Source organism: Agrobacterium sp. Azo12 (assembly GCF_029193765.2).
GTDB lineage: Bacteria > Pseudomonadota > Alphaproteobacteria > Rhizobiales > Rhizobiaceae > Agrobacterium.
Window position 1 is genome coordinate 170629 of record NZ_JARFYO020000003.1, and the last position, 23516, is coordinate 194144.

Annotated in this window: 23 protein-coding genes; 11 read left to right on the forward strand and 12 right to left on the reverse strand. The window is 56.6% G+C overall.

Annotation, left to right across the window (positions count from 1 at the left end; all coding sequences use genetic code 11):
* Positions 1 to 288 precede the first annotated feature (288 nt).
* On the forward strand, positions 289 to 903 hold the full coding sequence (locus tag PYL13_RS22860; protein WP_275642974.1) for a GNAT family N-acetyltransferase: 615 nt from the start codon (positions 289 to 291) through the stop codon (positions 901 to 903).
* A gap of 102 nt (positions 904 to 1005) precedes the next feature.
* Here the strand turns inward: PYL13_RS22860 and PYL13_RS22865 are convergent, their stop codons facing one another.
* Positions 1006 to 2001 carry a GlxA family transcriptional regulator gene (locus PYL13_RS22865; protein WP_275642975.1) on the reverse strand — a complete coding sequence of 332 codons (996 nt, stop codon included), beginning with the start codon at positions 1999 to 2001 and terminating at the stop codon, positions 1006 to 1008.
* A gap of 143 nt (positions 2002 to 2144) precedes the next feature.
* On the opposite strand from PYL13_RS22865, the gene PYL13_RS22870 reads away from it, so the two are divergent.
* From PYL13_RS22870 to PYL13_RS22890, 5 genes are read left to right on the forward strand one after another with little or no spacing between them, the layout of a single operon-like run.
* Positions 2145 to 3185 (forward strand): ABC transporter substrate-binding protein, encoded by a 1041-nt coding sequence (locus PYL13_RS22870; protein WP_275642976.1) that lies wholly within the window; start codon positions 2145 to 2147, stop codon positions 3183 to 3185.
* A 4-nt stretch (positions 3186 to 3189) separates the two neighbouring features.
* A complete protein-coding gene (locus tag PYL13_RS22875) occupies positions 3190 to 4200 on the forward strand; it encodes an ABC transporter ATP-binding protein (RefSeq protein WP_275642977.1) in 1011 nt (336 codons plus the stop codon).
* A 4-nt stretch (positions 4201 to 4204) separates the two neighbouring features.
* Positions 4205 to 5053: an ABC transporter permease gene (locus PYL13_RS22880; protein ID WP_275642978.1), complete on the forward strand. Its 849-nt coding sequence runs from the start codon at positions 4205 to 4207 to the stop codon at positions 5051 to 5053.
* A 1-nt stretch (position 5054) separates the two neighbouring features.
* Positions 5055 to 5828, forward strand: a complete 774-nt coding sequence (locus PYL13_RS22885) for an ABC transporter permease (RefSeq protein WP_275642979.1) — start codon at positions 5055 to 5057, stop codon at positions 5826 to 5828.
* 37 nt (positions 5829 to 5865) lie between these two features.
* Complete coding sequence (locus tag PYL13_RS22890; protein WP_275642980.1) at positions 5866 to 6879, forward strand: proline racemase family protein; 1014 nt, start codon at positions 5866 to 5868, stop codon at positions 6877 to 6879.
* A gap of 822 nt (positions 6880 to 7701) precedes the next feature.
* Here PYL13_RS22890 and PYL13_RS22895 read toward each other — a convergent pair.
* The 9 genes from PYL13_RS22895 to PYL13_RS22935 form a co-directional block, all read right to left on the reverse strand.
* Positions 7702 to 9438, reverse strand: a complete 1737-nt coding sequence (locus PYL13_RS22895; RefSeq protein WP_275642981.1) for a nitrilase-related carbon-nitrogen hydrolase — start codon at positions 9436 to 9438, stop codon at positions 7702 to 7704.
* Between the two features lie 63 nt (positions 9439 to 9501).
* The gene (locus PYL13_RS22900; protein WP_275642982.1) at positions 9502 to 10500 is read right to left on the reverse strand and encodes an acetamidase/formamidase family protein; all 999 of its coding nucleotides are present in this window, start codon (positions 10498 to 10500) and stop codon (positions 9502 to 9504) included.
* Positions 10501 to 10536: 36 nt separating this feature from the next.
* Complete coding sequence (locus PYL13_RS22905) at positions 10537 to 11253, reverse strand: ABC transporter ATP-binding protein (RefSeq protein WP_259149639.1); 717 nt, start codon at positions 11251 to 11253, stop codon at positions 10537 to 10539.
* On the reverse strand, positions 11246 to 11962 hold the full coding sequence (locus tag PYL13_RS22910) for an ABC transporter ATP-binding protein (protein WP_259149640.1): 717 nt from the start codon (positions 11960 to 11962) through the stop codon (positions 11246 to 11248). Before PYL13_RS22910 ends, PYL13_RS22905 begins: the two co-directional genes overlap by 8 nt.
* 3 nt (positions 11963 to 11965) lie before the next feature.
* The gene (locus PYL13_RS22915; protein WP_259149641.1) at positions 11966 to 13042 is read right to left on the reverse strand and encodes a branched-chain amino acid ABC transporter permease; all 1077 of its coding nucleotides are present in this window, start codon (positions 13040 to 13042) and stop codon (positions 11966 to 11968) included.
* 4 nt (positions 13043 to 13046) lie between these two features.
* Positions 13047 to 13919: an ABC transporter permease subunit gene (locus tag PYL13_RS22920; RefSeq protein ID WP_275642983.1), complete on the reverse strand. Its 873-nt coding sequence runs from the start codon at positions 13917 to 13919 to the stop codon at positions 13047 to 13049.
* A 69-nt stretch (positions 13920 to 13988) separates the two neighbouring features.
* The gene (locus PYL13_RS22925; RefSeq protein ID WP_441296697.1) at positions 13989 to 15200 is read right to left on the reverse strand and encodes an urea ABC transporter substrate-binding protein; all 1212 of its coding nucleotides are present in this window, start codon (positions 15198 to 15200) and stop codon (positions 13989 to 13991) included.
* Positions 15201 to 15249: 49 nt separating this feature from the next.
* On the reverse strand, positions 15250 to 15903 hold the full coding sequence (locus tag PYL13_RS22930) for an ANTAR domain-containing response regulator (RefSeq protein WP_275642985.1): 654 nt from the start codon (positions 15901 to 15903) through the stop codon (positions 15250 to 15252).
* Positions 15900 to 17057: a transporter substrate-binding domain-containing protein gene (locus PYL13_RS22935; protein WP_275642986.1), complete on the reverse strand. Its 1158-nt coding sequence runs from the start codon at positions 17055 to 17057 to the stop codon at positions 15900 to 15902. The genes PYL13_RS22930 and PYL13_RS22935 overlap by 4 nt, the downstream gene beginning before the upstream one ends.
* Positions 17058 to 17324: 267 nt before the next feature.
* On the opposite strand from PYL13_RS22935, the gene PYL13_RS22940 reads away from it, so the two are divergent.
* The 3 genes from PYL13_RS22940 (at position 17325) to PYL13_RS22950 (ending at position 19115) form a co-directional block, all read left to right on the forward strand.
* A complete protein-coding gene (locus PYL13_RS22940) occupies positions 17325 to 18086 on the forward strand; it encodes an SDR family NAD(P)-dependent oxidoreductase (RefSeq protein ID WP_275642987.1) in 762 nt (253 codons plus the stop codon).
* A 34-nt stretch (positions 18087 to 18120) separates the two neighbouring features.
* Positions 18121 to 18384: a hypothetical protein gene (locus tag PYL13_RS22945; protein ID WP_275642988.1), complete on the forward strand. Its 264-nt coding sequence runs from the start codon at positions 18121 to 18123 to the stop codon at positions 18382 to 18384.
* 206 nt (positions 18385 to 18590) lie between these two features.
* Positions 18591 to 19115: a GNAT family N-acetyltransferase gene (locus PYL13_RS22950; RefSeq protein ID WP_275642989.1), complete on the forward strand. Its 525-nt coding sequence runs from the start codon at positions 18591 to 18593 to the stop codon at positions 19113 to 19115.
* Between the two features lie 101 nt (positions 19116 to 19216).
* Here the strand turns inward: PYL13_RS22950 and PYL13_RS22955 are convergent, their stop codons facing one another.
* A complete protein-coding gene (locus PYL13_RS22955) occupies positions 19217 to 20116 on the reverse strand; it encodes an AraC family transcriptional regulator (protein WP_275642990.1) in 900 nt (299 codons plus the stop codon).
* A gap of 104 nt (positions 20117 to 20220) precedes the next feature.
* Between PYL13_RS22955 and PYL13_RS22960 the strand changes: the two genes are divergently transcribed.
* Positions 20221 to 21177 (forward strand): alpha/beta hydrolase family protein, encoded by a 957-nt coding sequence (locus tag PYL13_RS22960; protein WP_275642991.1) that lies wholly within the window; start codon positions 20221 to 20223, stop codon positions 21175 to 21177.
* Between the two features lie 345 nt (positions 21178 to 21522).
* On the opposite strand, the gene PYL13_RS22965 is transcribed toward PYL13_RS22960, so the two are convergent.
* A complete protein-coding gene (locus PYL13_RS22965) occupies positions 21523 to 22476 on the reverse strand; it encodes a LysR family transcriptional regulator (protein ID WP_275642992.1) in 954 nt (317 codons plus the stop codon).
* A 62-nt stretch (positions 22477 to 22538) separates the two neighbouring features.
* Here PYL13_RS22965 and PYL13_RS22970 point away from each other — a divergent pair, with 62 nt between their 5' ends.
* Positions 22539 to 23450, forward strand: coding sequence for an SDR family NAD(P)-dependent oxidoreductase (locus PYL13_RS22970; protein ID WP_275642993.1), 912 nt, complete (start codon positions 22539 to 22541; stop codon positions 23448 to 23450).
* The last annotated feature ends 66 nt before the right edge of the window (positions 23451 to 23516 follow it).

The window sequence follows — 23516 nt, forward strand, 5'->3', positions numbered from 1 at the left end:
GATTGCAGGGGAAACCAGACAAACAGATGAATGTGCGCCGCAACCGCGATTTTTCGCGTGCGGGCGCGCCCTACTTCTGTCGTGCCGACTGACCACTCTAAGTCATGCAATGACACACCTTGGATCAACCGCCTTGGCGAGGTTTAAGAAAGACTTTGCAAAGCGGCTGGCCTTCAGGCGGGATTTCGGGAATTCTCGACACGCCAGGGTCGGAAAAGCGTCGCCGCAGGAGCCTCAGCGTAGTGGCCGCGCCGCGGGAGGCGGGACCGACTACGCCCGGATCATGGCGTGCGACTTGAACAAGGGTTCCGCACTGACGAAAGCTTCCAGCCAATCAGTCAATCTGTTGATATCGTCAGATTGCGCCACTCGCTCATGCGAAGTCTCCTGAGCGCAGACCTTAAAGCGCTATTTGGTGGTCCGTTTTTTTACGCGCGCTCGGTGCAACGGACTCAAAAGGGAGACAATGCTATGGTTGATCAGCAGGTAATCAACCGGTGGCGCCTCGCGCCAAGGCTCAATGCCTTCACGGAGTTTTTCGAACGGACTGCGAGCGGTCTGGAAATAGCCTTCGCCCAGGACGTGCCTGCTGGCCTTATGGGCTTGAAACGATCACAACCAGCCATGATGCGTCATCGCGCTACGCTTGTCATGGTTTATGTGCGGCAATCCTTGCGGGGATCAGGACTTGCGTCCGCCCTGTTGCAAGCGGTCGAGGCTTACGCTCGGACAGAGGATATCTCGCAGATCGAGCTGGTGCTCCGCGAGGATAACGAACCGGCACGGCGCTTTTATCGTAAAAGAGGTTTTGCTGAGGTCGGTTTTATCCCGGATGGTTTTAGAGAAAATGATAATAGGTTTCATGAGATCCTGATGACCAGATCGCTTGAGCAACCGCAATAATGGATGTCGATGGCCATAAGACGCCGTAGGTGGCAGATGTCGCTCCCAAGAGCTTCACTTTGTGTCAAACTGCGCGCAGTTGTGGTTTGGAAAAAAACACCGCTAGCCACGATCTGGGCTCGAAGCGGCCCGGTAGTTTGTAGGCGTATCACCGAAGGCGCGACGAAACTCACGAGAAAAATGTGCAGTGTCGGCAAAGCCGGTAATGTTCGCTATCTCCATGACAGAGAGCGAGCCGCCTGAAAGAAGGTATCGCCCGTAGTTCAACCGCATGTTCCGAAACGTTTGTCCGATCGTCTGCCCCAAATTGGCGCGGAATAATCTTTCCAGCTGGCGGCTTGAGATCGCGCAATAGCGTGCTATTGCGGGGCCGTTGGGCGGTTGATCGAGCTGTTGCTCCATGAAGTAGAGCGCTTTGCGCACACGGCTATCCGTTCCATCGGGTGGCATCTGGAAAAAGTGCGCTTGCGGGACACTGGCCGGGCGCATCGATGTGAGCATCATGTGTCGCATCACCTGCTGGGCCCGTTCACGACCACAATGTCGAACGATGAGATAAAGGGCGAGGTCGATTGCAGCAGTAGAGCCTGCGCAAGTTATTACGTCGCCTTCGTCTGCGAAAATTCGGTCGAGCGATATTTGTGCGCGCGGGAAGCGGCTCTTAAACGCTTCAAGAACGTTCCAGTGAATACAGTAGCGACGTGACGCGACCAATCCCGCCCGTGCCAGAGCGAAACTCCCCGTACAGATACCGAGCAGTCCGACACCTTGTGCATGCGCAGAACGGATAAAACTCATCAAGGCAGGGGCAGGTCTGTCATCATCAAAACTGTTACCGCCACAGACAGCAACGTAATCGAACCCTGCTGCATCGCGTGGGATCGGCAAAGTGGCAATTGCCACGCCACAACTGGCATGGACTGCACCACCGGCCAGTGAACAGACCTCCCAGCCGACGCGGATCTGTCGGCTTTTGGCGGCATCATCGGCTGCGAGCCTCAGTGCGTCAATGAACCCGGAAAACGCTGCCAGCGTGAATTTGTTCTGCAATATGAACGCTATGCGCAGTTCGAAACTGTTTTCCTGAACTTTCATCATGGCTGATCCAACTCATCAATTCGTCGGTTATGTTCAATCATGTGTCCGGATTATTCAACAGGTATGTTGAGGTCTTTGCTATGGTCGTGGCTGGACAACGATCCCAAGCGCACAACGCGTTACCCCAGAGACGGAGCTATCAGATGAAGAAGAGCATTTTTCTCGGCACGGTCGCCAGCATCGCATTCATTTCGCAGGTTGGAGTTGCGCAAACGGCGCCGCAGTCGATTACGGTTGCCTATTACGGTGGCAACTGGGGAGAGGCTTTCGATGCCTGTGTTGCGAAACCTTTCACCACGGCAACCGGGATCCAGGTCATCGCGGAGATTGGAAACTCGACCACGACACTGTCCAAGCTCCAACAGCAGACGGGCGACACGGTTATTGATGTTGCTTACATGGATGGTGGCGTCAGCGAGATCGCCGAGGCAGCAGGTGTTCTTGCGCCAATCGATCTGGCCAAGCTTGCCAATGCCGGTGCACTTCAACCTGAGGCAGCGTACAAGAACGGTGATCATGTCTTTGCCGTCAGCGCCGGTTATTACTCACTAGGACTGATCTACAATACTTCCGAGGTGACTGAGGCACCCCAAAGCTGGGAAGAGTTGTGGAATCCAGCCTATGCGGGCGCGGTGGCCATTCCCTCACCTAACAATTCTGCCGGCGTACCGTTCGTAATTTTCCTTGCTGGTGCTTTCGGTGACGCGACCGAAACACTCGATGCGACCTTCTCTAAGCTTAAATCGTTGGACTCGGGACTTCTCTACGATACGTCAGGCGCAGCATCGAACGCTTTTCAGAGCAATGAGGTCCTCATCGGCGCTCATTTCAATGTCGGTGCATGGGATCTGATCGACGCCGGCTTGCCGATCGGCTTCACCGTTCCCAGCGAAGGGGTGTGGGCGACTGATGCACGAATGCATATCGTCAAGGGTACAAAGAATGAAGAGGCTGCGCAGAAGTTCATCGACACGGCTCTGACAAGCGAAGCCGCAACCTGCCTGGCGGAGAAACTCTATCTTGGTCCGGCCATTACAGGTGTGACGCTGTCTGATGATGTCGAGCGCAAGCTGCCATGGGGCACCGGCGGATCGATCAAGAACCTGCGGCTTTTCGATTGGACTGAAGTCAATGCCAAGCGACCTGCCATCACTGATCGCTGGAACCGCGAAATAGCGAACTGATCCAATGACGCTGCTCGCAATTACAGACATCACCAAGTCCTTTGGTCATCATCGTGCGCTCGATCACGTGTCGCTGGACGTGACCCAGGGCGAGTTCATCTCTTTGCTTGGGCCATCGGGTTGTGGAAAGACGACGCTTTTGCGGATCATCGGAGGTTTCATGTCCGCAAACGGCGGGCGTGTCATTATTGACGGAGAAGACGTGACGAGGCTTGCGCCTGAACGGCGACCACTAAACACGGTTTTCCAGAACTACGCACTGTTTCCTCACATGACGGTTTTACAAAACGTTGCCTATGGCCCGCGACGCGCCGGCTCGTCGCGCAAGGAGGCGGAAGTCCGCGCGCTGGAAGCTCTTGATATGGTCGGGCTCGCGGCAATGGCGCCCCGCAGCCCGCGCGCGATGTCTGGAGGACAACAACAGCGTGTGGCGCTCGCACGTGCCATCGTCAACAAACCCAAACTGTTGCTTCTGGACGAGCCATTGTCAGCACTGGATCTGCAGCTTCGCAAACGCATGCAGATCGAGTTGAAACAGTTGCAGGTCAAGTTGGGTATCACGTTTATCTTCGTGACCCATGATCAGGACGAAGCCATGGCGATGTCAGATCGTATCGCTGTGATGTCGTCAGGCAGTATCGAGCAGATCGACACACCTGAGACAATATATCGCCAGCCAAAGACACGCTTCGTGGCTGATTTTATCGGTGAAGCCACCGTTCTGCCCATGAGTTCCAACGGTCGCTCATTTGCCGAGGGACAGTCAGAGGGCATTCTTCGCCCGGAAAATCTACGCGTATTCCGGCACCTGGACGATGTGCCGGCCGGCTGGCTGTCACTGCCCGGGCGTGTCACAGCGACCACCTATGTTGGCGGCACGTCCAACATTTACATGCAGTCGGGTGCACGCACACTGCACGCCCGCCAATACCGTGCGTTACCGGACGGCGTTACCGAAGGCGCCGAGGTTATCGCGGCTTTCGATCCCTCAGACCTTCATATTCTGGAGGGCTAGGGCGATGTTTACCTCTCGCCTGACCCTTTGTTGGCTGCTGGCACTGCCGGTCTGTGTGTTCACGGCATTTTTTCTGATGCCACTCGGCGTCGTACTCGTTGCCTCACTGACCGCTCCGGATGGCCAGTTCGGTTTTGCCCAATATGGCCGGATCCTTATGGATGGCTACCATTGGCAGGTGATTGGCGTCACCTTCCGGCTCGCTATACTGTCGACATTGATCTGCGCAATCCTCGGCTACCCGCTTGCCTGGTACCTCGTGCGTATCGTCAAGTGGCGCAGTTGGCGCAGGGCCTGTGTGATCCTGCTGATCCTTCCACTTTTTACCTCAAACATTGTCCGGTCGTTCGGCTGGATGGTTCTTCTGGGGCGTACAGGTCTCGTGAACGACGCGTTAATGGGCGCCGGTCTGATTGATCGTCCGATCCGTTTCCTAGGAACGGAAACGGGGATCCTGATCGGACTGGTCTATATTTTGCTGCCGTTCATGGTTCTGACGATCGGAAACGCACTGGCGAGGGTCGAGCCTGCCTTGGAACACGCATCGCGCGATCTGGGTGCAGGTCCCGTGCGAACGTTCTTCAGTGTGACATTCCCGCTCACGATGCACGGCGTCATGGCTGGAGGGATCATCGTCTTTTCAATGGCAATAAGTGCCTATGTCACACCGGCGCTTCTGTCTGGAGGGAAGGTGACTGTTCTGGCGATGCTGGCTTTCCAGCAGTATTCGACGGTTTTTGACTTCAATTATGGTGGCGCGCTGTCGATCACGCTCCTGACTTTCACCATGACCCTTATCGGCTTCTCGTCATGGCTGGCGCGTTACGGCGCGCGTGACGTGAAAGGAAACTGACATGATCATTCGACTTATCGCGCTGACCACGCTTGCCTATCTGGTGTTGCCGCTGGTCGTGGTGATCGGCGTCTCGCTGACCGAAACAAAGTTTCTGGCCTTTCCACCACAGGGATTGACGCTGTCATGGTACGCGGTCGTGCTCGAAAACCCTACCTATGTGCGTTCATTCCTGACAAGTGCCGGTCTTGCCGGCGTGGCAACTCTGGCTGCGATAGTGGTCGCACTGCCTGCCTCGATTGCAATGGCACGCTATTCCTTTCCCGGGAAGTCGGTGCTGTCAGCGATGCTGCTGTCGCCGCTGGTCCTGCCACATATCGTCATCGGCGCAGCGTTGTTGCAGTATGGTGCTTCAATCGGGCTGGTTCGCAATTTCCCGGCATTATTGGTCGGCCATGTTGTCATCATCACGCCCTTCGTGCTGCGCACGCTACTGCCACTGTTTTCACATGAGCAACTGTCGCTAGAGGAAGCATCGCGCGATCTTGGTGCTTCTGCATGGTCGACCTTCTTTCTCATCACGCTTCCGCAAATAAGAGCCGGGCTTGTCTCGGGTGGTATCTTTGCGTTCATCACCTCATTCATCAATGTCGAGCTATCGATTTTCAATACAACGTCGACGCTGAATACCATCCCGGTACAGTTGTTCAATTACGTGCAGTATTCGGTCGACCCATCCATTGCGGCGGTCTCGTCGCTGACAATCTTGGCCGCAGCTATCGCGATCATTCTGATCGACTGGTTGATCGGTCTGGACTTCCTGTCTGGAAGTTAAACCCTTCCCATCCCCCAACATTCTCAGGAGACATAAAATGCGCGTTCAGGACGTGTACAACGTAATCTATACCCATACGGAAGGCGAACCGCTGTGCATCATCTATAGCGGAGTGCCCTATCCGGCTAACTCGAACATCCTCGAAAAGCGTGCTTTTCTCGAGGAAAACTACGACTGGCTGCGCAAGGCTTTGATGCGCGAACCGCGTGGACATGCGGACATGTTCGGCGTTTTTCTCACACCGCCATCATCTTCTGAATTCGATGCCGGGCTGATTTACATCGACGGCAAGGAATATTCGCACATGTGCGGTCACGGAACGATCGCGGTCGCCATGGCTATGGTCGCCAATGGCCTGGTGAGACGCTCTGCGGACGGGTTGACAAAGATCCGCTTCGAAACGACGGCTGGTCTGGTCGTTGCCGAGGTCGCACACGAGGGTGATCGCGTATTGTGGACCCGGTTCGAAAACGTTCCAGCCTACGTCGCCGAACAGAATATCGAGTTCGAATTGCCCGGCTACGGCGCCCTCAAGGCCGACCTTGTGTGGGGTGGTAACTACTTCGGCATCATCGACCTTCGCAATACCACACTGCGCATCGCGCCGGAGAACGGTTCCGAGCTTTCGCGTATGGGCCTGATAGCGCGAGAGGCGATCCGTGAGAAGGTCAAGGTGCAGCATCCCACGCAATCCCACATCAACAATTTGAACTTCGTTACCTTCTGGCACGAACCAACAATCGAGGGATGCCTTTACAAAAACGTGCACGTCTTCTCTGCTGGCCAGCTGGACCGTTCACCCGGCGGAACAGGTACATCTGCGATGATGGCCTATTTTGAGAAACGTGGCGTCATTTCCCTCAACCAGACGATCACCTCCGAAGGTCTCCTCGGATCAGGTGTGTTCGAAGGCTGCCTGATCGGCGAAACGACGCTTGGTTCTGTGCGTGCCGTGCGTCCGACGGTCAAGGGCACGGCCGGAATGCTGGGCACCGCGGCCTGGACTATCAATCGCGACGATCCAGTCGACGCCGGCTTCATGGTTCTCTGAAGAAGCTTTCTGGCGGACGCACAACCTGTGTGCGTCCGCTGTCCCGCCATGGCAAAACAGTACCTTTGATCCCTGACCCAGCGAAATTAAGAAGTCAGCTTCAGCGCTGTTGGCTGACCATTCGTTGCGACGGGATGACACAATCTTGGATCGGAACCGCTGTGGCGTGATCCAAGACCAGAATGAAGAGTATCGGAGAAATCAGCATAGCGGCCGCCTTCAGGCGGGATTTCGGGAATTCTCGACACGCCAGGACCGGGAAAGCATCGCCGCAGGAGCCCAACATAGTGGCCGCACAGCGGAGGGCGGGACCGACTACGCCCGGATCGTGGTGTTCCACTTTGGCAGCAATAGGAAATTCCGCTTAGCGGCCTTATTCTATGATCGTTCACTGTTGCGCGACAAAAATCGGAAACGATGTGCTCTCCAAGGCCTCGTAGAAGCTTGGTCCAGTTTTACGTCCTTGAGGCTGTCGTTTGCCGCGCGGCACCTCAAGCGGCCTGACCTGCCGAGTTGAGTAAGCCGTTGGCCGCCAGCTGCACGGCCACACGAAGGAGAAACATGTGATGTGAGACAACGGGTGCTCCCGCCTCGCAAGAGGGTAATCCGGGTGTCACTTCGCCATAGAACTGTTGCAGAGCGTTGAGGGCCAACAGCGCCGTGGCGAAATTCGTGTTTCGTATTTTCATTACAGCGAGTTTTTAACCGGTTTCTCCCTGTCGCTTTCATCGTCGCGCGATGCGTCCACGCTTCTGAAATTTCAGACTGTCACTGAGGTTTTGCCTTCGCAACAGGGTTTTGGCGTCGGCAACCTTTGTACGATTAAATAGCTACGGATGACATCACCAGTGGCAAATAGTGATGCGGCTGACGCATGAGGACGAGGTCTTTCCTCCGCACGACGTTTGTCGGATATGTCGGGCTTGTGCTTGAGGTATCTATTTCCGCGACCGCAAGGCCTCCCTCCTGCACGAGCGCCTCCTTGCGTGGGAATGCAAAGGTGTCGGGGCCAAATATGCCGCTGAGGCCTGCCGCCTGGTTTGCCACCGTCCTGGTATTGGAAAATGCTAAGTAACAGTTGTTTTCCCCTGCGCGCACCCGGTAGTGGTGCCAGTGCAATTGGTCTGCGCCATAGGGGATCGGCTCTGGTTGCCTGACCTTACTGCCCGGGTGGCCAAGATGGAATCCATCACTGATACTCGAGGGGCAGCAGATTAGGTCGCAACCCCTGAGCGCAAGGATACGGCCAGTCTCGGGGAAGGCCGCATCGTGTCCGACCATGACGCCTACTCTTCCCAGTGGAAGATCGAAGACGCAGAATTCGTCGCCCGGTGTTGCCCAGGCGTGCTCATCCTGAGTGAGGTGGACTTGGCGGTAAGCGATGGCAGGAACATCAGGTCTGGCGATCATGACACTACAGAAGCGCTCGTTCTCCTGCGCCTCGGCAAAGCCGGCGATGATGGAGATGCCGAGCTGCTGCGAGAGTTTGCCGATCGTCTGCGCCGCAGGATGAGAGAGGGGGATTGCCGTTTGCGCAGGGTTGTCGAGCCCGGTCAAGGCAAAAGCCGGAAAGACGATGAGCTCTGACCCTTGAACCTTGGCTTGTTCCGCCAGAGCCGACATCATGGAGAGATTGGCGTCGTGATCAGATGTCGGAGTGAACTCGCCAACGGCAATGCGGCTGCGACGCCCTTTTTCAATCGGTTGGTGTCCGTAGAGACGGAAGAATTCTCCCGGATTCCACGTATAGGTGTTCGTCATCAGCTCGCTGTAAAGCTCGGGACGACGCTGCAGCATAACGGGCTCGCCTGCGATCTGCCTCATGCGCGACCGTGCCGGATCAATCAAGCCGTAAGCAATGCCGTCACCGTCATCAACCACGTCAAGGATTTCGGTTTCAGGGCTAATGACGCAGCTGCCACCTGAGAACTGAACACCTCGTTCAAGTCCCCAGCGATTGCTCTCCATCAGGTAACAGCCGTTCTCATAAGCGCGGCTTATCCAATAGGGAGCAGGGGTCCGTTCGGCCAGCCAGTTCGAGATATGGCAGATCACGTCCGCACCACCGAGTGCCACCAATCGCGCCGTCTCCACAAAGTGGATGTCCATGCAGATGAGCATCGCTATGCGGCCAATCTTTGTTTCGAAAACCTGATGACCAAGATTGCCGGATGCAGCCCATTTCGGCTCTGAAATATAAGGGTGCGTTTTTCGATGAACGCCTACCAAACCTTCCGGCCCGATGAGTGCCGCAGAATTGTAGTAGAGGTTGGTTTCCGCATCGACTTCGGGCAGGCCCAGAACAATGAAGCAGTCATGTTTGTGCGCAAGTTCCGCAAAACGATCTGTCGTCGGCCCGGGGATCGTTTCCACAAGACCGGAAACTTCCTGGCGGTCGTACCAACAATAACCTGTTGTGCACATTTCCGGCGTGGTGATCAGCCTCGCACCATTGGTTGCCGCTTCCTCGACCAATGCCAGCAGCGCTGAAACGTTGCGGTCCTTGTTACCAAAATCGGGTTCAAACTGGATTGCAGCGCCTTTGAAAGGGTCGGTCATGTCTAGCTCCATCGGGAAGATAGGGAGCCGCCCAAGACGGGCGACCCTGCTCGGTTGGTCTATTCAGGCGGCTATGCCGATGATGGATTTCAAAACGGAGGCACCGACCGTATATTTCGGGTCGACCATGTTGCCGAGACGGACACGACCGCATTGGGTAAGCAACATATAGGCGTCGAGTTCTTCGAAGCCGAAATCTGCAACCATCCAGCGGATCAATTCGCGGTAAGCGCCACGGGCCGCATCCTCCATCGGCCTTGCCGACCCGATCGTCATGTAGAACCGGTCATTTTCCAGCCGCGGCGTCTTGATGGTCCAGCCCTTGATGAGGTCGATCTGAACCGTCGTGACGGTGGGATGCTCGAGTGCGACGCCGCAAAGCTCGCCGTCGCCTTGCGCTGCATGGCAATCGCCGAGATAGAGATATGCACCTTCGGTATTGACTGGCAGATAGATCACGGTGTCTGGGCAAACATCAGGCAGGTCCATGTTGCCGCCGTAATAGTCCGGAACGAGCGACGATATGGCCTCAATTTCCGGTGCGGTGCCGATTGTTCCGATGAAGGGCTCGTAGGGAAGCGTGATCCTGTCGTTCCACTGGACACCGGTCTCGGCATCGACATGTATTTTCCGTACGCGTTCGGGTAAAGGCGCGGTCAATAGCGCCGTGTCGGCTGTTGGCACCAGGCCGCCGAACTCCGGCATGATGACTGTCGTGCCCCTGGGCTGCGGCCCGCGCGGCACAATGCTCTTGATGTAGACGGCGAGGCAGTCACCCTTTTCTGCACCGTTGACGTAGATCGGTCCATTCTGTGGGTTGAGGTAGGGGAAATTGAGAACCTTGGATGGAACATCTGTCTCGCTTTTGATTGCTCCCTCGAATGCATCATGGGTTTCCGCCGAGACGACGGCGCCCGGATCAACTTTCAAGATCGGATCGACATAGGCACCGTAGACATAATGATATTTACCCTGGCTTTCCTCGGTGATGGCGTAAGTCTCTCCGACTTTGCCTTTGGCAACGCCTTTTCGGGCCATGATTGTTTCGTCGAGCCAACTCATGTGTTTTATCCTTTTCATGTGAGGGATTTTGAGGTTTCAGACAGCCAGATAACGGCGGACGGCGTCACGGTCCTCGAGCGTTTCTGGCATGATCTCATTGGTGATCCGCCCTTTGTCTATGACGTAGCAGCGCTGCGCCATCGCGCGGATCATGTCGATGTTCTGCTCCACGAACACCACCGTGACGCCGGTTGTTTTGTTGAGCTCCACCATGATCCGGGCGATATCCTGAACGATGTTGGGCTGGATGCCCTCTGACGGCTCGTCGAGCAGGATCAGCGAGGGCCTGCCCATCAAAACGCGGCCGATCGCAAGCTGCTGCTGTTGTCCGCCAGACATGGTTCCGGCCTGCTGGTTCCGGCGTTCCTTGAGGATAGGAAAATAACTGAACACGGCTTCGATCTGGTCGGCCGTGGCGCGTTTGCCACTGATGGATTCGCCGACCAGCAGGTTTTCGATTACGCTGAGCCGAGGAAAAACGTCGCGTCCTTGCGGCACGTAACCGATCCCGAGCCGCGCCCGCTTGAAAGCCGGTATGGTATCGATCGCGGCTCCGCGAAAAACCACTGATCCTTTGTCGCCGGGAAGAAGACCGATCAGGCTTTTCATAAGGGTGGACTTTCCCACGCCGTTTCGACCGATAACGGCGACAATCTCGCCTTCGCGGACCTGGATATCGATGCCCTGCAGGACCGGCTTGCCACCATAACCCGACCATAGACCAAGGGTGTTGAGGAGGATTTCCTTACGCATGGGCGTCTCCCAAATAGATGGCAGCCACGCGCTCATCGGCAACAATCTCGTCGATAGTGCCCTGGGCAAAGATTTTGCCGAAGTGAAGAACAGTGACCTTGTGGGCAATCTGGCGGACGAAGGCCATGTCATGTTCGACCGCCAGAACGGTCACTCCGTCCCGGTTGAGCGCTTGCACCATCTCGCCGGTGGCAGCAGTCTCGTCCGGTGTCATACCGGCGGTCGGTTCGTCCAGGAGCAGAAGACGTGGCTTGAGGCCAACTGCCATGCCGATCTCCAGCCATTGTTTCTGGCCGTGGCTCAGGTTGCCCGCGAGTTGAGCGCGCGCCTCGGTCAACTTGAGAAATTCCAGGAGCCTGTCGATTTCCTCGTCCAGATCCTCCGGGCGCCGGTGATGCTGAAGCGCGATCTGCAGGTTCTGGCGGACGCTTAGCGCCTTGAATATCCCGGGGACCTGGAACTTAACACTGATACCCTTGCGGATGCGCTCGAACGATTTTGCTCTCGTGATGTCCACTCCCTCGTAGACGATCTGACCACTGGTCGGCAGATGCTCTCCTAGGATAAGGCGGAAGAGTGTACTTTTGCCGGCGCCGTTTGGGCCGATGAGGCAGTGGATTTCGCCCTGTTTCAGAGAGAAATTCACGCCTGATGTGACATGCAGGCCTCCGAACCATTTGTTGAGTTCACGTGTTTCGAGGATAGCCATGCGTCACTCCCTCCCGGCCGTGGTCTTGTGGTGGAAACATTTTGCCAGAAATGTACCAAGGCCGAAGATGAGCCCGCGCGGTGCTATAAGAACAGTCAGTACGAGCAGGACACCCATGACGACGAGTGCATACTGGCTCCCGTGAATGGTCAAAGCCTGAAACCCGGCGAGCACGACCAGCGTCCCGATTAATGTGGTGGTCAGGTCGCTGCGACCGCCAACGGCCACCCATACGATTGGCAGAGCTGCTGCGGTCATGTTCATCGATGCGGGCGTGATATAGTTGCCCCAGGAGGTGTAAAGAACGCCTGATAGACCTGCAAAGGCTGAACCGATGACAAAAGTCACGAGCTGATAGACGCGGATGTCGTAGCCAAGCATCTCTGCCCTTTGTGGGTTTTCACGAATGGCAACGAGCACATTTCCAAAGCGGGAATTCACAAGGATACGAAGGCCGAGATAACTGACAACCAACAGTGCGAGCGTAAAGTAGTACAGCTGCACATCGGGAAAGAGAACGATGTCGCCGCCAAACCACGGAACTGTAAGTGAGGGCATGCTGCCCATGCCATTGTAACCGTTAAGTCTTGCCAGGCCCACTCGCCATTCCGGGCCAGCGGTCTGTGCCATGAAACGCTCCAGAACAAGCGTGACCGACAGGGTGACGATCCCCAGAAAAACTCCGCTGATACGACCAAAAAACAGGAAGTACCCAAGCAAGGCTGCAAATAATGCCGCCGCCGCCACAGACGCGAATAATGCAAACAGCGTCAACCCATAGGCATCACCAAGATTGATGGAGATCACGCCGTAGCTGTAGCCAGCGACACCGAAGAAGGCAGTCTGTCCGAAGCTCAGTGTTCCGCCATAGCCCCAGATAAGGCTGAGGCCCAGTGCCATAAAGGTCCAGTTGAAGAAGTAAACATTGTTGCCGACGTCGTAACCGTCCGCGAAGAGGGGATAGGCGCAGGCAATGGCGACAACGACGGCAAAGCTTGCCCAGAACGGTGTGCCTCGCCCCTGCGTTTGAGGGCCTTCCAGCAAGGCAATGGCTCGTGATAGGGGATTGGGTCTTAACATAGGGTCAGGCTCTTTCACGAAGGATCCAGCCGGATATGCCCCGCGGCAGGATTCGGATGACGATGATGACTGCGACGAGAAGGCCAATCTGGCCTGCAAGTTGTCCTTGCCAAGAGGTAAGCGCGGCCTTGGCAGCACCGAGGACGAGTGCAGCCGGTGCCGTGCCAAGGAAGATGTCAGCTCCACCGACTACGACGGTCACAAAGGCTTCAACGACGAAGGCACTCCCCATCGTCGGCACAAGGGTCATCGTCGGCGCGTAGAGACCGCCAGCGAGACCAGCCAGGGCTGCACCCAGACCAAATGTCAGGCTGTAGATGAGGCCGGTATTGACGCCGAGCGCCTGAGCGATGTGCGGCACCTGTATGGTGGCCCGGGCCAGGATGCCGAAACGGGTCTTGGTGAACCCAAGCCAGAGGACGCCAAGGGTTGCCACCGCTGCCGCCATGAGGACCACGCGGTAGACCGAATAGGAATAGGGGCCGACCGCAAAGCTGCCGAACGGCGTTCCGGTGCCGGGCATTGTGGAGCCCAGAATAATAAGCGTACTTTGCGTGACAATCATGGAGACACCCCATGTGGCCACGATCGTATCGAGTGGGCGGTCATAGAGCGGACGAATGACGATGCGTTCGATGACCATGCCGACAAGACCTGCAGCAACGGCACCAGCGAGGATGGCAAGCGGTAGCGGTAGTCCGGCCCGGGCACTGGCTGAACACACATAGGCTCCGCATAGAATAAACTCGCCATGCGCAAGATTTATCACGCCCATCATGCCGAAAATAATTGCCAGACCACAGGCTGAAAGAACGAGAAAGGCGAAGGCGTCGCCCGTCTGATAGAGGAAACTGAACAGGGTGTAGACTAAAGTCATCGCGGTAGACTTCCTTGCGGGCACGCCTCGGGGAACGACCGGAGCAAAGGGCCCCGGCCGCTTTTGGGGTTAGTTGGCAGCCGGTGGGGGGCTGGATGGCGTGTATTGTGCGCTCGGATCGTTCTTGGTCAGATCGCAGCCTGCTTCGCCCAGCCAGTAAGGCTTGATGTCGTTCCAGACTTTGGGAAAGCTGATCGAGTGATCATCGTTGACTTTAGCCAAGTAGATCGTGTGCGACATGTGCTGGCTCTTAGGGTCGAGGCAGACCTTGCCTTCCGGCGCATCGAAGCAGACATCGCCCTGGGCAATGATTTTGCGCAGTTCGTCCTTTTTGGTCGAACCGTCGGCGCGCTCGACCATCTGCTTGTAGAGATACACGGCGAGATAGGAGTTTTCTGCTTCCTGATTGATGTAGGGCTCATCGGGAAACTTCTTGTGCCATTTCTCGACGAAGGCCTTGGACTGTGGATTGTCCACTTCCTCGATCCAGTTGACGGTCGCATACATGTTGGCGAGGCTTGGTGGTTTGAAGCGCTTGTGCTCATAACCCTGGCCTACATTGACCGAAGAGCCCATCGGAAGGTTGACGTTGGCCGCAGCTGCCTGCTCGTAGTATGAAGCCTGAGCCGTGCCAACAAGCAAAGTCACGATGAAATCGGGCTTGGCTGCCTGGATGTTCTGGATGGTCTGAGAGAACTGTGAGACGCCAAGCGGAATGAACTCCTCGCCCACCATCTCGCCGCCGCCTTCCTTGACGATATTGCGCACCCATTCGGCGGAGATCTGGCCGAAATTGTAGTCAGCAGCGATCGTGTAGACCTTCTTGCCGTAGGTCTCCATCATGTAGGGAAGAAGCGTCGAAAACTGTTGTTCAGGAACAGCGCCAGTGACAACCATGTTGGCGTCGCAGACACCACCTTCGTACTGGTTGTTGTAAAAGGCGAAACCGTCGAACTGGTTGACGATTGGCCGGTAAGCTTCACGCGACGCGGAGGAAAAACCGGCGAAAACGGCATCCACCTTGTCACGCTGAAGTACGCGACGCATGAATTCCTGATAGCGCGTGTTGTCGGACTGGGTGTCGTAGACCACCAGTTCGAGGGGGCGACCTGCGATGCCTCCGGCGGCATTGATTTCTTCGGCTGCAAGCTGGATGCCGTGAACCTTGCCGATTGTCGCGGCGGCAAAATCGCCAGACTGGTCTTCAAGCACGCCAAGTTTGATGGGTTCCTGGGCGTTGGCCGCCCCGGAGCAAAGCAAAATTAGGCCGAGCGCCGTCATGGCGCCGTTAAGCGTCTTCATCATTTTGTTCTCCATGGAGGTGGTTTAACTACTCGGCGATGGCCTGCTTCTCGTCAGGTTCCATGTCGTCGATGGTGCGCGCCGTGCTTCGTTGAACGACACATTCACAATAGGCTTCAAGGCTAAGGCGTGCGCGCATACTTTCCTTGCGGAGCAGGGCGAACGCTCCCTCATCATCGAGGGAATGGGACTTCATCACCACCGTCACAGCCTTTATGACGTGACGGCGATATCTGCGGCGTTTTTCCAGCTCCAGGATCGAGAGCTGCAAATCCGCCTTCTGTTCGAAGGTGTTGATTGCCAGATAAAGGGCTGAAAAGATCGAGCCACTATGGACTGGCTTTGAAAGAAATGCCGTGGCGCCAAGCTGCATCAGCATCCTCAGGCGGCTCGGCGCCTCTATTCCGACAAGACCCACGACCGGGACTTGAGGTTGCTCGTTGACCGCATTGTGGGTCATTTCAGGGAAGAGGTTGAGATCGCCATCGAGGAACAGCACGTCTTGCTGTGGTTTTGCGGCATCGAGCAGATTGCGCAACTCACCGTCATGAGACGAAAGATGCTCCGGTGACATTCCCAAGCGTGTCACCATCGCCATGATTGTCTCTGTCGCGCGAACATCATTGCTCAGCACGAGCGCCCGCCGCTGGCGAAAATTCTGAACGTATCGGTTCGACCTCATGACACGATCCTCAGGGCTGGGCGACGCGACGGTGCCTCAAGAGTGGAGGTGGAGTTGATCAGGTAGGGGTCTGGCGCGACGGGTCTGCCAGCATCGAAAACGATGTCGAACTGTCCATCGCCGCGCGATCGCCCGATCCTCGGTGTCAGGTGGGCATGAAACGTACTTGGATCGATGACGACTTCGCCCTGCGGCGCACTCAGCCGCTGGTTGGCTGCGCAAGTTTTTACGGCCCGCATATCGTCATTGCCCGCCTGATACAGGGATTTTGCGAGCAGGATTACAGCACTATAGGCCGCTTCCGCTTCCGCCGATGGCACAATCTCTTGTGGAAACGCGGCCTGGTATTTTCTAACGAAATCGTGATTTGCGGGGGTGTCGATCGACGCGAAATAGACACTGGAGCTCAAATGGCCATCAATGGCTTGCTGTCCGATGCTGGAAAGCTCGGGTTCGGAAAGATTGCAGCTGGCGACGGGATAACGTTTCACCTGGTCGATGCCGCGCGCTGTACAGGCAGCCCGAAAGGCGCGAAAGAACGCATAGGCGGATTCACCGATCAGTGAATTGAAAACGATGTCTGGATTGGTCTCGAAGATGGACTGGATAATGCAGTCAACATCTGTCTCGCCGACCGGCAGATAACGTTCTCCAACGACAGATCCTTGCCGCAGGGCGAGTTCTTCCCGCAAAACCCGGTTGCTTTCCCATGCCCATATGTAGTTTGAACCGACACAAAAAACGCGCTTGCCGATGTTGCGTGTAAAATAATCGACCAGCGGCAACATATGATGATTTGGTGCGGCGCCAGTGTAGATCACGTTAGCCGAACTTTCAAAGCCTTCATAGTGAGTGGGGTACCACAGCAGCGCGTCGTGCTTTTCGAAGACTGGAATGACTTCCTTGCGGCTTGATGAGGTGTAGCATCCGACGATGTGGTTGACGCCACCGGCAATCATTGTTTCGACCGCTGGCGCATAGGCGCTCAGGTCGCCGCCGGGATTGTGCTCGACAGGACGTAGCTGAATGCCGAAGCCCTTGTCTGAGTTGACTTGATCGCAGGCGAGTTTCGCGCCGTTCAGCATCGATTTGCCGACCGTTCCGTAAGATCCCGTAACCGAAAATAATATTCCGATCGAATATTTCTTGACCATGTTTCGGCAGCCACGATGTTGGACCTGACAGCAGATACTGTCGGCGGCGACGGTGCCAAAAATGAAAACGATTTTTCAGTATTGGCGATTTAATGAGCATCTTTGCTCGTCGCCTTGAAATTAAGCTGACCGTTTGCGGGCGATATGTCAAGCGCGGAAAATCAAAATTTTTTGAGTTCGTTTCGATCCTTGACGCAGTGCAAAACGGGAGGGGATCCTATGCGCGTATAGGCGCCGACGAACCGGCCCGAACAAAGGGGAACGAAGATGGATCTGGGTCTGAAAGGCTTGCGCGCGGTGGTCACGGGTGGAACGCGGGGCATCGGTTTTAAAATTGCCGAAACACTGGCTGGGGAAGGGGTAGACGTTGCGATCTGCAGCCGAAATGTCGATGATGCTAAGGCGGTAGCGGCCGATCTGGCGAGAAAGGGCGTTTCTACTATAGGTCGCGGTGTTGATGTTGCCGATGGCGCAGCGATTTCGATGTGGGTAGAGGAGGCTGCGACACTGTTCGGAGGTCTGGATATCGTCGTTGGCAATGTCAGTGCGCTGGCGATCGGCAATGACGAAGAGAGCTGGAGACAGGGTTTCAACGTCGACATGCTGGGTACGGTCAGGCTTGTCAACGCAGCGATGCCGTATCTGGAAAAAAGCCAGTCCGCGTCTATCGTTACCATTGCCTCGGTGTCCGGCCGCGAAATTGATTTTGCTGCCGGGCCCTACGGCTCCTTCAAGGCTGCACTCACGCATTACACGCAAGGCCTAGCCTTCTCTCTGGCACCTAAAGGCATCCGTGCCAACACGGTCTCTCCGGGCAATACCTACTTTGCCGGGGGCGTCTGGGAAAATATCGAAAAGAACAATCCGGAGTTGTTTGCAGCTTCGCTTGCATTAAACCCCACGGGCCGCATGGCCACCCCCCAGGAAATAGCCAATGCTGCCGTATTTCTAACAAGCCCGGCTGCAAGTTTCGTCTACGGTACCAACCTGGTCGTTGATGGCGCACTGACCCGCGGCGTACAGCTCTAGATTATGCAGGTGGCGACTTCTGATCAGAGACGCGATGATCTGGTGTGCCGTCGCCACCTCGACGCCCTATAGCATGCAGACGGCGCAAGCCCTGACGGGAAATCCGTCGATCAGCGCCGTCACGAATTCACTACGCAGCCAGTCTCGTGACGAGGAAGACAGCCACCAATATCAGGCAAAGCCATCCAAAGAAGAGCAAGCCTACAGCCCACTCATCCATCTTGCTTCTGTTTCTGGATCCATCCCAGTCGTAAGCCATGTCCAACCTCCATTGTTGAATGGGCTAAGCTTTGGCTAATATGGTTACCCAAACATTAACAGGTACCACCCGATTTGTTGGGGGGGGCTTGTCGATCTAAGCTTACTGTGGCGATGGTATCATTGATACCGCACTTGCACGCGCATGTGGGCACTACCGACAGTTGGCGCCGCTAGAAGGTTGCTGGTGCAACTACCGGTTTGATAGACTTTGTAAACGACTTCTACGGAAAGGAGCCAACGAGAATGCGCATTACGACACCGCGGCTCATTTTGCGCCCCTGGGCCGATACCGATGCGTTGGATTTTGCCAGCATGAATTCTGATCCAGAGGTCATGAACGATCAGGGCGGGCCAGTTTCGCGGGCCGAGAGCGACCGCCGACTGGAGCGGTACAAACAGGCATTCGAATTGCACGGGTTCACGCGATGGGCCATCGAGTGTGGGAGTACAGCCAGTTTTCTTGGCTGCGCGGGCCTCATGTCCGCCGGCAGCGAGCATCCTTTAGGTGTCCACGTTGAAATTGGGTGGCGCCTTGTCCGCAAAGCTTGGGGACGCGGATTTGCGACCGAAGCCGCACAAGCGGCACTTGCTGACGGGTTTTCACGTCTCCGGCTTGATGAAATCCTTGCCTATACATCAAGCGAAAACCTCCGATCTCAGGCGGTCATGGGGCGGTTGAAGCTTAGACGCCTTGAACAGCGCGATTTCGGTCGAAAACTGGCAGGTGTTGATCGGCATATCCTGGTATGGGCGGCCCAGCGTAAATAGGTGGACGTTTTCAACCGAATAATTTGTCTTGGTGGCCTGCCTCTGTCGATCGAAAGATTGCTTTTGATGTTCGTCGGCCAAACGCGTGATGCGCCTTGGTCTCACGCGGCAGCATCGGTGCGTGAATAGGCGCCGGGTGACATGCCGACATGGCGGCTGAAGGCCACGCTAAAGGCACTGGCTGAACCGTATCCCACGCGCTCTGAGACTTCAGCCGGTGCGATATTCTCCCGCAAGAGCTGTTTTGCCAGCGCCATGCGCCAGCCTGTTACATATTCCATCGGTGTCACGCCGACCTCACTTTGAAAACGGGCGTAGAAGGTGGAGCGCGACATAGCGGCTTCCCGGGCAAGACTTTCAGCGCTGATGCTGTGGGCCGGATCCTCGTGTATGCGCCGAAGTATCGGCGCCAGTTGCGGATCGGCCATTGCGCGCAGAAGCCCCGGCGTGGCATGGCTGCCTCCGACCGATCTCAATGCCTCTATGAAGAGGACCTCGAGCAGATGTGAAAGAACGATCTCGCGTGCAGTCCGTCTGTCACCAGTTTCATCATTGATCATCCGCACAAGTTGCATCAGCCTTTCCTCGCCGCGGACATGAACGAGATCGGGCAACAGCGATGCAAGGAGCGTCTTGTCGTTTGATCCGAAGGTGCAGTGACCGACCATGGCCCTGATTTCGGCTGGTGCATCGGGATCACCAAGCCTGAATACTCCAGGACTTGTCTCAAGACGTTGGGGGAGTGACCCGCGCGGCGGTGGCTGCAGGCTGTTCATGGTAAAGGAGAAAGCCTCAGGGACAAGGACGAAGTCGCCAGCTTCAAGCCGTATTGGCTTTTGACGAGCGATAGTCAAAAGGCATTCACCTTCCAGCAGCGCACAATAGAACGGACTACCGAGCTCAGTTCGCTCGACGAGCCATTGCCGCGAGCCGGTCACCTGCTTGGCGATGGAGGGCCTGGGCCTTAAGAGCGAAACGACATCTGCAACAGGGTCGGTCATAAATTCGGACTTACGCTAAATGAAACTGGACAAACAGATATAGAATGTCCGGGCGGGTAAGTCCACCTTCGCGCTAGCACATCATTAAGAGACAGGATTTCGACATGAACAATCTGATTGAGCTGGCGCGACATATACCCACAACGGATGCGGCGCTGACCGTTGCCTATACACCGATCCGTTTGCCGATGAAGGGACGACAGCCGCTGGAGTTGCGTCTGACCGCGCCAGCCAAGGGCGAGAGGCTTCCCGTGGTGATTTTTTCCCACGGCTTCGGACCATCCAACTATATCCCCTCCAAAGACGGTTATGCGCCGCTTGTCCAGTTCTGGGCGGAGCGGGGATTTGCGGTGATCCAGCCGACCCATGCCAGCTCGCGTGTTGGCGGACTGCCTTCCGACGCTCCCGGCGCGCCTTTCTTCTGGCGCGAACGCGTTGAAGAGCTGCGAGCAATTCTTGATCGTCTGGACGAGGTGGAACAACAGGCAGGCGGTATCGCTGGCCGACTGGACAAGGATCGTATCGCTGCGGTGGGTCATTCCTTCGGCGGACACACCGTTGGCCTGCTGATCGGAGCGCAACTGAATGGCGAGGACTTTTCCGATCCGCGGATCGGTGCAGGCATGCTGCTTACGACGCCTGGACGCGGAGGAAGCGACATGATGGAGGAAAGCGCTGCCAAATTTCCGTTCTTCGATGTCGATTTCTCAACCATTTCAACGCAAAACCTCGTCGTTTGTGGTGACGAAGACAACCCGCATTTTACGACGCGCGGCCCTGAATGGCATGCCGACGCGTTCCACGATGCCACGGGTGTAAACCGCGACATGCTGACGCTGCATGGTGTCGGTCACGGACTTGGCGGCATTGCGGGTCTGGACGCGAAAGAGACCGAGACGGAAGCGCCCGATGTGCTGGAGGCAGCGAGACGCTTGACGCTTGCCTGGCTTTTGACGGCGCTCGACGTTGACGCGGATGCCTGGGCAAAGAGCCGTGCTGCACTCGAACGCTCTGCATCTTCGCTCGGACATGTCATCTCGCTGCAATCCGCAAGGAAATGAGGCAAGAACTCGTCGCTGCGTGACGTCACTTGACCGTGTTAGACATTGGAGCTTTACGCAACAGGCGTTGTTGTGGGACGTCGATGATGGCTAGCACGGCCGCATCGAGTAAAAGGGCGGCGTTGTTTTTCTCGTCGCCCATGCACGTTGTGAGCAAGGCCCCACGTGTCAGGTATGGCCGATTGCGAGCGGACGGTTGGACGAGTTCGCTGGTGGTTCTCCAGGATGTGCGGAATCCGCAAGCGCTCAAAACCTGTGCCTCGGGGACGACATGCCCGTGCGTCTGTCATCGATACCTGCAAGACCAAGCCTGGGGACCTCTCCAAGGTTTGAAGGTCCGGCCCTCTAGGAATTCGTCTCATGAAAGCGCGATCCTTCGGCTTTCATGAAGTCGAGAAAGGATCGCATGCCCGTGCCAAGGTGGCGATGCCGCGGGTAGTAAAGGCACAGGCCCGGATAGGGTGGCGTCCAGTCATCCAACACCTGTCGCAGGCTCCCGCCGGCAAGCGCGTCAGCCGCCATCCATCTTGTCACGTAGGCAAGCCCGCAGCCGTCCAGAGCCGCGGCCAGAAGAAGCCGGGACTGGTCGACCACGAGGTTGCCGGTCGTTGCCACCACGACAGTCTCCCCGCGACGTTGAAACTCCCAGCGATAGATCGATCCGCCTGCCATGCGAAGCTGAATGCACTGGTGCAGACCGAGATCTGAAGGGCTGTCGACGCTTGGCGCGCTTTGAAGATAGGCAGGCGAAGCCACGACGATGTGCTGCTGGTCCGGACCGATCGGGATCGCGACCATCTCATCGGGGACGAGTTCAGCCGCTCGCACGCCACAGTCGAATCCTCCCTCGGCGATGTCGACCAGTTTCCCCTCGGATCTGATCTCGAAACGCATGGTCGGAACCTGCGCCATGAAGCGGGTGAGCAGCGGCATCAAGACCTGTTCGGCTGCGTTGGCGTCGCAGTTGATCCGGACGAGTCCTGAAGGTGAAGACGCCTGTTCGTGCAGTTCCTCCACCGCCAGACCGATCTCTGCGAGCGCAGGCATGAGCCGCTCGGAAAGCCGCCGACCCGGTTCCGTCAAAGAGACATTTCTTGTCGAGCGATGGAAGAGCTTGACCTTAAGACGCTTTTCGAGACCGGCAACCGCATGGCTCAATGCAGATGCCGTCTGGTTGAGTGACCTCGACGCTGCACGAAATCCTCCGTGTTCGGCGACTGCGAGAAAGGCTGCCAGCTCGCCGGGCGGAAGCGAACCGACTGTACGAATTATTTCATCATTGCGTGTTGTATTGGTCATCTAGTTCATCAATGCCACGTGCTTATCTTCTGAACAAGTCTAATGTCTGAAGGAGCATGATCATGACTTCACCTATACAGTTCGGATTTTCATCCACTGCCACTAACGTCCTGGAGGGTGTCGATCTCACCGACAAAAACATCGTTGTGACCGGAGGAGCAGCTGGTATCGGCCTGGCGACTAGCCGTGCTCTGGCTGCCGCGGGAGCGAGCGTTACGATCGCAGCCCGCCGTCCAGACGAGGCCGAAAGAGCGGTCGCCAGGTTGAAGTCGGCGATGCCCAACGCACGACTGCAGGTTCGACCGCTCGACCTTGCCAATCTTTCTTCAGTGCAGGAATTCGTGGATAGCTGGGACGAGCCGCTGCACGTCCTCGTCAACAACGCGGGCGTTATGGCCATTCCGCAACTGCAGTGGACTGCGGAAGGCCGGGAGATGCAGTTCGCCACCAACTATCTTGGACACTTCGCGCTAACCCTTGGCCTTCGCCCGCAACTCGCAAAGGCAAACAGCGCTCGCGTCGTCTGCGTTGCCTCGAGCGGAAACCTCTTTGCACCGGTGTTCTGGGACGACCCGGATTTTCGTTTTATTCCCTATGATCCGCTGCTTGCTTACGGGCAGTCGAAGACGGCTTGCATCCTGATGTCAGTGGGCATCACCAACCACTGGGCCAGCGATGGCATCACCTCAAATGCACTCAATCCCGGAGCGATCGCGACCGGACTTCAAAGGCACACCGGAGGCCTCCAAACGCCCGAGCATCTTCGCAAGTCGATAGAGCAGGGAGCATCGACGACGGTCCTGCTTGCGGGCTCGCCTCTGGTGGAGGGGATTTCCGGCAGGTACTTCGACGACTGCCAGGAGGCCCCGGTCGTCGAAGAGCGAGGGACGGTACCATTCAAGGGTGTGGCAAGATATGCGGTTGATCCGGATAACGCCTTGCGCCTCTGGAAGATGGCGACACGGATGCTGTGACTGCCGCTGTAACTTGCGACACCCTGTCGGACCTCTACGGACTGGCAGGGTGTCGCCCGCGCGACG

Excerpts from the sequence above, each read along its gene's own strand:
- PYL13_RS22865 (WP_275642975.1), bottom strand. The coding sequence starts at position 2,001 with ATGATGAAAGTTCAGGAAAACAGTTTCGAACTGCGCATAGCGTTCATA.
- PYL13_RS22870 (WP_275642976.1), top strand. The coding sequence starts at position 2,145 with ATGAAGAAGAGCATTTTTCTCGGCACGGTCGCCAGCATCGCATTCATT.
- PYL13_RS22875 (WP_275642977.1), top strand. The coding sequence starts at position 3,190 with ATGACGCTGCTCGCAATTACAGACATCACCAAGTCCTTTGGTCATCAT.
- PYL13_RS22880 (WP_275642978.1), top strand. The coding sequence starts at position 4,205 with ATGTTTACCTCTCGCCTGACCCTTTGTTGGCTGCTGGCACTGCCGGTC.
- PYL13_RS22885 (WP_275642979.1), top strand. The coding sequence starts at position 5,055 with ATGATCATTCGACTTATCGCGCTGACCACGCTTGCCTATCTGGTGTTG.
- PYL13_RS22890 (WP_275642980.1), top strand. The coding sequence starts at position 5,866 with ATGCGCGTTCAGGACGTGTACAACGTAATCTATACCCATACGGAAGGC.
- PYL13_RS22895 (WP_275642981.1), bottom strand. The coding sequence starts at position 9,438 with ATGACCGACCCTTTCAAAGGCGCTGCAATCCAGTTTGAACCCGATTTT.
- PYL13_RS22900 (WP_275642982.1), bottom strand. The coding sequence starts at position 10,500 with ATGAGTTGGCTCGACGAAACAATCATGGCCCGAAAAGGCGTTGCCAAA.
- PYL13_RS22905 (WP_259149639.1), bottom strand. The coding sequence starts at position 11,253 with ATGCGTAAGGAAATCCTCCTCAACACCCTTGGTCTATGGTCGGGTTAT.
- PYL13_RS22910 (WP_259149640.1), bottom strand. The coding sequence starts at position 11,962 with ATGGCTATCCTCGAAACACGTGAACTCAACAAATGGTTCGGAGGCCTG.
- PYL13_RS22915 (WP_259149641.1), bottom strand. The coding sequence starts at position 13,042 with ATGTTAAGACCCAATCCCCTATCACGAGCCATTGCCTTGCTGGAAGGC.
- PYL13_RS22920 (WP_275642983.1), bottom strand. The coding sequence starts at position 13,919 with ATGACTTTAGTCTACACCCTGTTCAGTTTCCTCTATCAGACGGGCGAC.
- PYL13_RS22925 (WP_441296697.1), bottom strand. The coding sequence starts at position 15,200 with ATGACGGCGCTCGGCCTAATTTTGCTTTGCTCCGGGGCGGCCAACGCC.
- PYL13_RS22930 (WP_275642985.1), bottom strand. The coding sequence starts at position 15,903 with ATGAGGTCGAACCGATACGTTCAGAATTTTCGCCAGCGGCGGGCGCTC.
- PYL13_RS22935 (WP_275642986.1), bottom strand. The coding sequence starts at position 17,057 with ATGGTCAAGAAATATTCGATCGGAATATTATTTTCGGTTACGGGATCT.
- PYL13_RS22940 (WP_275642987.1), top strand. The coding sequence starts at position 17,325 with ATGGATCTGGGTCTGAAAGGCTTGCGCGCGGTGGTCACGGGTGGAACG.
- PYL13_RS22945 (WP_275642988.1), top strand. The coding sequence starts at position 18,121 with ATGATCTGGTGTGCCGTCGCCACCTCGACGCCCTATAGCATGCAGACG.
- PYL13_RS22950 (WP_275642989.1), top strand. The coding sequence starts at position 18,591 with ATGCGCATTACGACACCGCGGCTCATTTTGCGCCCCTGGGCCGATACC.
- PYL13_RS22955 (WP_275642990.1), bottom strand. The coding sequence starts at position 20,116 with ATGACCGACCCTGTTGCAGATGTCGTTTCGCTCTTAAGGCCCAGGCCC.
- PYL13_RS22960 (WP_275642991.1), top strand. The coding sequence starts at position 20,221 with ATGAACAATCTGATTGAGCTGGCGCGACATATACCCACAACGGATGCG.
- PYL13_RS22965 (WP_275642992.1), bottom strand. The coding sequence starts at position 22,476 with ATGACCAATACAACACGCAATGATGAAATAATTCGTACAGTCGGTTCG.
- PYL13_RS22970 (WP_275642993.1), top strand. The coding sequence starts at position 22,539 with ATGACTTCACCTATACAGTTCGGATTTTCATCCACTGCCACTAACGTC.